This is a genomic window from Streptomyces purpurogeneiscleroticus, assembly GCF_020024005.1.
In the GTDB taxonomy this organism is placed as follows: Bacteria; Actinomycetota; Actinomycetes; order Streptomycetales; family Streptomycetaceae; genus Streptomyces; species Streptomyces purpurogeneiscleroticus.
On record NZ_NHSG01000485.1, the window covers coordinates 1 to 8,970 of the forward strand.

Below are 8,970 nucleotides of genomic sequence, written 5' to 3' on the forward strand. Positions count from 1 at the left end.
CCTCCCAACGTTCCCTCAGATGCCCCCGTCCCCCATGTCCCGTTCCCGGTCGGCCAGGAAGGCTTCCAGCTCGCGGCCGATCTCCTCGGCGGACGGAAGTTCGGCGGGCTCGGCCACGAGGTTGCCGCGGGTTTCGGCGCCGGCCGCCGCGTCGTACTGGTGCTCAAGGCCGCTGACCAGCGCGACCAGCTCCTCGTCGCCCTCCGAGAGCTGCCGTTCGATCTCTTCCTGGGTGCGCAGCGCTTCCGTACGCAGGGTGTGCGCGGCGCTCGGCAGGACCAGGCCCGTCGCGGCGGTGACCGTCTCCAGCGCAGTGAGCGCGGCGTCCGGGTAGGCGGAGCGCGCGACGTAGTGCGGCACGTGGGCGGCGATGCCCAGTACGTCGTGTCCGGCTTCCCCGAGGCGGTACTCGATCAGCGCTTCGATGCTGCCGGGGACCTGCGCCTGTTCGAAGAGGTCGCGGTGGCCCGGGGTCAGGTCGGTGCGGTTGCCGTGCGGGGTGATCCCGACGGGGCGGGTGTGCGGGACGCCCATCGGGATGCCGTGGAAGCTGACCGAGAGGCGTACGTTCAGCCGCTCGACGACCTCTCGTACAGCGGCCGTGAAGCGTTCCCACTCGACATCCGGTTCGGGACCGGAGAGCAGCAGGAAGGGCGCATCCGTGGCGTCGTGGACGAGACGCAGCTCGATGCTGGGCGTCTCGTACGAGGACCACTGGCCGCGGTCGAAGGTGAGCATCGGGCGGCGGGCCCGGTAGTCCACCAGCCGGTCGTGGTCGAAGCGGGCGACGACCTGGTGTGGCAGCCCTTCCAGGAGGGTCTCGACAATCTGGTCACCGGTTTCGCCGGCGTCGATGTAGCCGTCGAAGTGGTACAGGAGCACCAGCCCGGCGGAGTCGCGGGAGGCTATCGCGTCGACCGCCGCGAGCCCGCTCGGCTCCCATTCGTACAAATCCTGGGGATCCAACACAGTGACCGCTCCTCCTCGATGTCCGCCCCGCACAACGCGGTACATGGCTCGGGCATTCCCGGTCCTTACGTCATCACCCGCTCGTGCAGCGCTGTCACCACTTTTCGCGCCGAGGAGAACAGACCGTGCTGCCAGGTGTCGTTGTGGCCGAGGTGGTCACCGGCGAAGTGGACGCGGCCTGCAGGAACGTTCAGGGCGGCGCAGGCGGCGTCGTACGGACCACCGCTGAGGTGAGGTCAGGCGGCTTCCAGGGGCTTTTCCAGGTGCGATGCCTGCCGCCACAGCCAAGCGGCCATACAGAAAGCCGAACAGCCGGACGACAGCCAGAAGGCCGGACTCCGGTCCGGACAGCACGAAGGCCCGCCCCCAAAGGGAGCGGGCCTTCGTGTCGCTATCGGCTAGCGCCTAGCGGTGAGCGTGCTCAGCTCTGGCCGCCGGCCAGCTTCTCGCGGAGCGCAGCAAGGGCCTCGTCCGACGCCAGGGCGCCGGAGTTGTCCGCCGACTCCGAGGAGTACGAGCCGCCGGAGACGTTGCCGCCGCCGCCACCCTGGCCGCCGGCCGCCGGCGCCGCAGCGCCCTCGGCCGCAGCCTGCTCGTCGGCCTCGCGCGACTTGATGACCTGGGCCTGGTGCTGCTCGAAGCGCTGCTGCGCCTCGGCGTACTGGTTCTCCCACGCCTCGCGCTGCGCCTCGTAGCCCTCGAGCCAGTCGTTGGTCTCGGGGTCGAAGCCCTCGGGGTAGATGTAGTTGCCCTGGTCGTCGTAGGACGCGGCCATGCCGTACAGGGTCGGGTCGAACTCGACCGCCGACGGGTCGGCACCGAAGGACTCGTTGGCCTGCTTCAGCGAGAGGCTGATGCGGCGGCGCTCGAGGTCGATGTCGATGACCTTGACGAAGATCTCGTCGTTGACCTGGACGACCTGCTCCGGGATCTCCACGTGGCGCTCGGCCAGCTCGGAGATGTGGACCAGGCCCTCGATGCCCTCGTCGACGCGGACGAACGCACCGAACGGAACGAGCTTGGTGACCTTACCCGGGACGACCTGACCGATCTGGTGGGTCCGGGCGAACTGCTGCCACGGGTCTTCCTGGGTCGCCTTGAGCGACAGGGACACGCGCTCGCGGTCCATGTCGACGTCCAGGACCTCGACCGTGACCTCCTGGCCGACCTCGACGACCTCGGAGGGGTGGTCGATGTGCTTCCAGGACAGCTCGGAGACGTGGACCAGACCGTCGACGCCACCCAGGTCCACGAAGGCACCGAAGTTGACGATCGAGGAGACGACGCCGGAGCGCACCTGACCCTTCTGGAGGGTGGTGAGGAAAGTCTGGCGGACCTCGCTCTGGGTCTGCTCGAGCCAGGCACGGCGGGACAGGACCACGTTGTTGCGGTTCTTGTCCAGCTCGATGATCTTGGCCTCGAGCTCCTTGCCCACGTAGGGCTGAAGGTCGCGGACGCGGCGCATCTCGACCAGGGAGGCGGGGAGGAAGCCGCGGAGGCCGATGTCGAGGATGAGACCACCCTTGACGACCTCGATGACGGTACCGGTGACGATCCCGTCCTCTTCCTTGATCTTCTCGATGGTGCCCCAGGCGCGCTCGTACTGGGCACGCTTCTTCGAGAGGATCAGGCGGCCTTCCTTGTCCTCCTTCTGGAGAACCAGGGCCTCGATCTCATCACCGACGGCGACGACCTCGTTCGGGTCGACGTCGTGCTTGATGGAGAGCTCGCGGCTGGGGATGACGCCTTCGGTCTTGTAACCGATGTCGAGCAGGACCTCGTCCCGGTCGACCTTCACGATGACGCCGTCGACGATGTCGCCGTCGTTGAAGTACTTGATCGTCTCGTCGATCGCGGCGAGGAAGGCTTCCTCGTTACCGATGTCGTTGACCGCAACCTGCGGGGTGGTGGCGGTGGTCTCGGTGCTGCTCGTCATGTGGGAAAGGGCTCCGGTACGGACATTGAAGTCGTAGGTACTGCTACGCCGAGAGCCTTTATCGCTTCTGCAGAAGTCGACAGCAATGAGGCGCGCTCCCGAATTTCCGAGAAATCCGGTCAGCGCCTCGAAACCGAGGGGACATGCAACAGATGCGAGCGCGACCTGCTCCGTCTGAGGTGCGCAGGCCCGCAGCGCAACTTGTAGCATACGGGGGCAGCCGGACACGGTCAATGCGCGAAGGCCCACACCGCGGGCGGATCGCCGCATAACCGGCACACACCGAACGCGAGAAGAGCCGCTCGGCCTTGTCGTCGCAGGCCACAGGGGCCTGACGAAGATCCTCACAGGACTGCGACCAGCCGGTCCCATGCACCTCAGAAACTACAAGCTTTAACGAACAATACGACGACGGGCGCGATGAACCAACACGACGACTCCGCAGTCACCGGCTTCGCGGCCACGGTGACCGGCTCCACGGTCCCCGGCGGCACGGACGCAGCGGCGGGCCCCGCGGCCTGGGACGACGCCGAGGCCGTACGCCGCACCACCGGGGAGGCGGAGAGCAGCCGGGCCAGCCGCGGCTGGTGGGACCGCAACGCCGACGAGTACCAGAGCGAGCACGGTGCGTTCCTGGGCGACGACCGCTTCGTATGGGGGCCGGAGGGGCTGGACGAGGCAGAGGCCGCTCTCCTGGGGCCGGCCGCCGAGCTCAAGGGGCTGCGGGTCCTGGAGATCGGTGCGGGCGCGGCGCAGTGTTCGCGGTGGCTGGCGGCGCAGGGGGCGCACCCGGTGGCGCTGGACCTCTCGCACCGGCAGCTGCAGCACGCCCTCCGGATCGGCGGGGATCTACCGGCGCACGGTACGGAGGCGCCGGACGTGGCTCTCGTGCAGGCCGACGCCGGGGTGCTTCCCTTCGCGGACGGCAGTTTCGATCTCGCGTGCTCGGCTTACGGGGCGGTGCCGTTCGTGGCCGATCCGGCGCGGGTCTTCCGTGAGGTGCACCGGGTGCTGCGGCCGGGCGGCCGGTGGGTCTTCTCGGTGACGCATCCGATCCGCTGGGCCTTCCCCGATGAGCCGGGCCCCGAGGGGCTGTCCGTCGCGGCGTCCTACTTCGACCGCGTGCCCTACGTGGAGCAGGACGAGCAGGGCAACGCGGTGTACGTGGAGCACCACCGCACGCTGGGTGACCGGGTGCGTGACGTGGTGGCCGCGGGCTTCCGTCTGGAGGACCTGGTGGAGCCGGAGTGGCCGGCGTGGAACACCCAGGAGTGGGGCGGCTGGTCGCCCCTTCGGGGCGGGCTGATCCCGGGTACGGCCATCTTCGTGTGCCGACGGGACCCGTAGGCGGGCTGCCGGCCTCGTAGGCCGCCCCGAAGCTCGCCCCCGAGGGACCGTGGCACAGCGCCTCCGGTAGGTCATCGGCCCCGCGAGACACTGGGCGGGTGATCCGCCGCGATGAACTCGATGCTCTGCCCGTACGGTCCGCGCTGCCCGCTCTTCAGGAGGCGCTGGAGGGTGCCGGGACCGCCGTCCTGTGCGCGCCTCCGGGTACCGGTAAGACGACCCTCGTACCCCTGGCACTGGCGGGCCTGACGGAAGACGGTGCGCCCGTACGCAAGGTGATCGTTGCGGAGCCGCGGCGGATCGCGGCGCGGGCTGCGGCGCGGCGAATGGCGTGGTTGCTCGGGGAGCGTGTGGGCGAGCGTGTGGGGTTCACCGTGCGCGGGGAGCGCGCGGTGGGGGCGCGCACTGTCGTGGAGGTGGTGACGACGGGCGTCCTGCTCCAGCGGCTCCAGCGTGATCAGGAACTCCCGGGCGTGGACATCGTTGTACTGGACGAGTGCCACGAGCGGCATCTCGACGCGGACACGGCGGCGGCGTTCCTGCTGGACGTGCGGGAGGCGTTGCGGCCGGAGCTGCGGCTGGTGGCGGCGTCGGCGACGACGGACGCGGAGGGCTGGTCGCGGCTGATGGGGGACGCGCCGGTCGTGGCGGCGCAGGGGGTCTCGCATCCGGTGGAGACGGTGTGGGCGCCGCCGGAGCGCCCGGTGCGTCCGGCGCACGGCATGCGGGTGGATCCGGCGCTGCTGGCGCATGTGGCGTCGGTGGTGCGGCGGGCGGTGCGCGAGCGGGAGGGGGATGTGCTGTGTTTCCTGCCGGGCGTGGGCGAGATCGCACGGGTGGCGGGGCAGCTGGCGGACCAGGGCGATGCCGGGGTCGAGGTGCTGCAGGTGCACGGCCGGGCGCCGGCGGCCGTGCAGGACGCGGTGCTGGCCGGTTCGGGTGACCGGCGGCGGATCGTGCTGGCCACGTCGGTGGCGGAGTCGAGTCTGACGGTGCCCGGGGTGCGCGTGGTGGTCGACTGCGGGCTGGCGCGCGAGCCGCGGATGGATCATGCGCGGGGGCTGAGCGCGCTGACGACGGTACGGGCGTCCCAGGCGGCGGCGCGGCAGCGGGCCGGCCGCGCGGGGCGCGAGGCGCCCGGTGTGGTCTACCGCTGCTGGTCGGAGGGTGAGGACGGGCGGCTGCCGCGTTTCCCGTCCCCGGAGATCAAGGTCGCGGACCTGACGGCGTTCGCTTTGCAGGCCGCGTGCTGGGGCGATCCGGGCGCCGCGGGCCTTGCGCTGCTGGACGCGCCGCCGGCCGGGGCGATGGCGGCGGCGCGGGACGTTCTGACCGCGGTGGGCGCGGTGGATGCGGCCGGGCGGGCGACGGAGCGCGGCGTACGGATGGCCCGGCTCGGCCTGCATCCGCGGCTGGCGCGGGCCCTGCTGGACGGCGCGGCGCAGGTCGGCGCGCGGCGGGCCGCAGAGGTCGTCGCGCTGCTGAGCGAGGAGCCGCCGCGCGAGTACGGCGACGATCTCGCCGATGCCTGGCGCGCGGCCCGCCGCGGGCGGGACGCGTATGCCGGCCGGTGGCGGCAGGAGTCCCGGCGGCTGGCCTCGGCGCTGTCCGGCGCTTCGGGTGCCGGGGGCGCTCCGGACGGCGGCGCGCCCGCGCCCGACAGCGGTGCGCAGGTGCCCGGTACAGCCGTCACCGGGACCCGCGGGGAGAACGACGACGCCGCGGCCGGGTTCGTGGCGGCGCTGGCCTTCCCCGAGCGGGTGGCCCGTCGGCGCAGCGAGGGTGCGTACGTGATGGCTTCGGGGACGGGGGCCGAGGCCGGGGAAGGGTCGCGGCTGCGGAGCGCCGAGTGGCTGGCGGTGGCGGTTGCGGACCGGCCCGTGACGGCGGCGTCCGCGCGGGTGCGGCTCGCGGCCGTGATCGACGAGGAGACCGCGCGGGCGGCCGCGGGGGCGCTGTACGCCTCGGCCGAGGAGGTCGGCTGGGCGGACGGCGACGTGGTCGCGCGGAGCGTGGCGCGGCTCGGCGCGATCGAGCTGGTGTCCCGGCCGCTGCGGGACGCGGACCCGGCGCTCGTACGGGAAGCGCTGGTGGAGGGGCTGCGCAGCGAAGGGCTCGGGCTGCTGCGCTGGTCGGAGGGGGCTCGTTCGCTCCGGGAGCGCATGGCGTTCCTGCATCGGGAGCTGGGTGCTCCGTGGGCGAATGTCGCGGACGAGGCGCTGCTGGCGCGCCGGGACGAGTGGCTGGAGCCGGAGCTGGGGCGTGCGCGGCGGCGCGCCGATCTGGCGCGGATCGACGCGGGCCAGGCGCTGTCGCGGCTGTTGCCGTGGGCGAGCGGCGATTCGGCGCGCTTCGACGAGCTGGCGCCGGAGCGCATCGAGGTGCCCAGTGGTTCGCGGGTCCGGGTGGAGTACGGCGGCGATCAGCCGGTGCTGGCGGTGAAGCTGCAGGAGATGTTCGGGCTGCGGGAGTCGCCGCGGGTGGCGGGCGGCCGGGTGCCGGTACTGGTTCATCTGCTGTCGCCCGCGGGGCGTCCGGCGGCCGTCACCGCCGACCTCGCCTCCTTCTGGCGTGACGGCTACCGTTCGGTGCGGGCGGAGCTGCGCGGCCGTTATCCGAAGCACCCGTGGCCCGAGGATCCGGCGACGGCCGAGCCGACGCGCCATACGAAGGCGCGGATGCAACGGCGCTGACGGCGCGCGACTGGGCTGATGGAAGCGCTACGGGCGCTCACGCGGCCGCGGCGCGCCCTCCCGGGCGCCGTCCGCGTGCCTCCAGGTACAGGCTCATGGCCAGGAGCGCGGCGCCCGTGGTGAGCAGGCCCCAGGGCAGGTAGCTGGTGAGGAGCAGGACGAGGGTGCGCTGGGAGGAGACCAGGGCGACGGTGGCGTTCAGGTAGTCGGGGCGCATCTTCACGTGTCCGGCGAATGCGGTGACCTTGCCGCCGCCGGGCAGCAGGTCGCCGCCGCGCAGTTCCTCCTTGTGGATCTCCTCGCCGTTGACGGGCGCGCCGGTGACCGGTTCCACCCAGAACATCCGCTTGGTGGTGTACCAGCGCGTGGTGCCCATCTTCTCGACGGCTTCCGGGGTGACGCCCTTGACCGGCATCTTCTTGGGAAGCGGGACCTTGGTCCAGGGGATGGTCTGTTCGAAGTAGTAGACGTCGAGGCCCTGGAAGTTGCGGGTGCCCTTGTAGTGGATGGGCGCCGAGGTGCGGGTCTGGGCGTCGAAGTAGCTGTAGTCGCGCTTCTCGGTGAGGAAGGGCCACTTGTACTCGATGCCGTCGCGGCGCACCGGCTCGCCGTCGACCGACTCGCCCGTCGCGTGCACCGGTTCCTGGGTGTGCGCGTCGAAGATGTAGCGCTCGGGGATCTCGGAGACCATCTTGCCGTCGGGGCCGGCCACGTAGGACAGCGCGTCCCAGACGACGACGTCGCGGCCGGCCGTGCGTTCGACCTTTTCGGAGGCTTCGACGTTGCCCTTCAGGGTCTGCACGATGCTGATCTTCGGGACCTTCCTGGCCTTCATGGTGCCGTAGTCGATGAGGGTGGCGGGCTTGGCCTCCAGGACCATCTCCTGGTACTGGCTCGGCGGGATCTTGGCGAGCCGGGGGAAGGCGTACCACCGCATCAGCGGGGCCAGGGCGGTGCAGAAGACGGCGAGGGCGAGCAGAACGAGGCTGGCCTTACGGCGCATGGCGGCGGCCCCCTCAGGGGTGCTCGGGGACGGTGGTCCGCAGGGGTTCGGGGGACGTCCGCCCTTCGGGGGCGCCGATGGCCGTCATGGTGAAGACCAGGGCGAGGGCAGCGGCCAGCCCGATCGCGGCTGCTGTGAGGGCACGCATGCTGGGCCTCCCGTTCGACTGCGGGGCTCCCCACGGCACCTGACGTGGCGTCAGATAGGCAGGGCTGGGGCACCGTAGCAACGGGCGGCGGAGATGAGAACACACGGAACGGCACCGCATACGGAACGGGCGCGACGCCTGAGCGCCGCGCCCCTCCCTTCGTACCGTGCGGCCGTCAGCCGACCTTGAGGTCCACCAGGAGCACTGCTCCGCCGGCCGTTGTGAGCCGGAGCTTGTACGTGCCGGGGTGGTTGTCGGTGAAGATCTCCGGCAGCTTCAGCAGGCCGTCGGCGCCGGTCTTCAGGCCGGTGAGCGTGCGTATCGGCGCCCCCTCGGCGTCCTTGAAGTACGGGCCTTCGGTGGCCTGCTCGGCCTTCGCGGGGTCGGCGGCGTCGCCGGCGATCATCGTGGCGGTGACGGCCACGCCGGCGGCGGCCTTGCCCTGGTAGGTCGCCTTGACCTCGATGGCATCCGCGTAGGAAGCGCCCTCCGCGGCCTCCATCTTCTGGTCGGAGGTGCGGGCCAGGGCGTCGGCCTGCGGGGCCTTGACGGTCGCGGTGAAGTCGGTGGCCGGCACGGCACGCCCCACCGCCGTCGCGCGGACGGTGTACGTCCCGGCCTTCTCCCCCGCGACCAGGACCGGGGCGGTGGCGACGCCGTCCTTGTCCGTGGCCACGGTGACCTTGGCGGCGCCGCCCTCGAAGCGGGTGTCGCCGTCGCCGCGTATCTCGTACAGGACCTTCACACCGGACACCGTGCGGTCCTCGGTGTTCTTCGCGCGCACCCGGAGCCGGTCGGCGAAGGTCTCGCCGGCGGTGGCGCTCACGTCCTTGTCCCCCACGCGCTCCAGGGAGGCAAGGGGCGCGGGCTGGGC

The 8,970-nt window shown here is 71.6% G+C and carries 7 protein-coding genes; 2 read left to right on the forward strand and 5 right to left on the reverse strand.

The annotated features are described in order from the left end of the window. Nucleotides 1-15: 15 nt before the first annotated feature. Together CCS38_RS34780 and rpsA are read right to left on the reverse strand one after the other, a co-directional pair. The gene (locus tag CCS38_RS34780) at nucleotides 16-969 is read right to left on the reverse strand and encodes a PAC2 family protein (RefSeq protein WP_223737616.1); all 954 of its coding nucleotides are present in this window, start codon (nucleotides 967-969) and stop codon (nucleotides 16-18) included. 421 nt (nucleotides 970-1,390) lie between these two features. After that, nucleotides 1,391-2,905 (reverse strand): 30S ribosomal protein S1, encoded by a 1,515-nt coding sequence (gene rpsA / locus CCS38_RS34785; protein ID WP_031066558.1) that lies wholly within the window; start codon nucleotides 2,903-2,905, stop codon nucleotides 1,391-1,393. Nucleotides 2,906-3,325: 420 nt separating this feature from the next. Between rpsA and CCS38_RS34790 the strand changes: the two genes are divergently transcribed. After that, on the forward strand, nucleotides 3,326-4,252 hold the full coding sequence (locus CCS38_RS34790; RefSeq protein ID WP_223737617.1) for a class I SAM-dependent methyltransferase: 927 nt from the start codon (nucleotides 3,326-3,328) through the stop codon (nucleotides 4,250-4,252). Nucleotides 4,253-4,350: 98 nt separating this feature from the next. Further along, nucleotides 4,351-6,945: an ATP-dependent helicase HrpB gene (hrpB, locus tag CCS38_RS34795; RefSeq protein ID WP_223737618.1), complete on the forward strand. Its 2,595-nt coding sequence runs from the start codon at nucleotides 4,351-4,353 to the stop codon at nucleotides 6,943-6,945. A gap of 37 nt (nucleotides 6,946-6,982) precedes the next feature. Here hrpB and pgfA read toward each other — a convergent pair whose 3' ends face one another. The 3 genes from pgfA to CCS38_RS34810 form a co-directional block, all read right to left on the reverse strand. Next, nucleotides 6,983-7,948: a cell envelope lipid trafficking protein PgfA gene (gene pgfA, locus CCS38_RS34800; RefSeq protein WP_223737619.1), complete on the reverse strand. Its 966-nt coding sequence runs from the start codon at nucleotides 7,946-7,948 to the stop codon at nucleotides 6,983-6,985. Nucleotides 7,949-7,961: 13 nt separating this feature from the next. Further along, nucleotides 7,962-8,096, reverse strand: coding sequence for an SPW_0924 family protein (locus tag CCS38_RS34805; RefSeq protein WP_106975605.1), 135 nt, complete (start codon nucleotides 8,094-8,096; stop codon nucleotides 7,962-7,964). Nucleotides 8,097-8,271: 175 nt separating this feature from the next. After that, nucleotides 8,272-8,970, reverse strand: a 699-nt coding sequence (locus tag CCS38_RS34810; protein ID WP_504740357.1) for an Ig-like domain-containing protein, incomplete at its 5' end; no start/stop codon positions are given.

Bases quoted from the DNA above. Each gene is read 5' to 3' on its own strand.
- pgfA (WP_223737619.1), bottom strand. From the start codon at position 7,948: ATGCGCCGTAAGGCCAGCCTCGTTCTGCTCGCCCTCGCCGTCTTCTGC.
- rpsA (WP_031066558.1), bottom strand. From the start codon at position 2,905: ATGACGAGCAGCACCGAGACCACCGCCACCACCCCGCAGGTTGCGGTC.
- CCS38_RS34790 (WP_223737617.1), top strand. From the start codon at position 3,326: ATGAACCAACACGACGACTCCGCAGTCACCGGCTTCGCGGCCACGGTG.
- CCS38_RS34805 (WP_106975605.1), bottom strand. From the start codon at position 8,096: ATGCGTGCCCTCACAGCAGCCGCGATCGGGCTGGCCGCTGCCCTCGCC.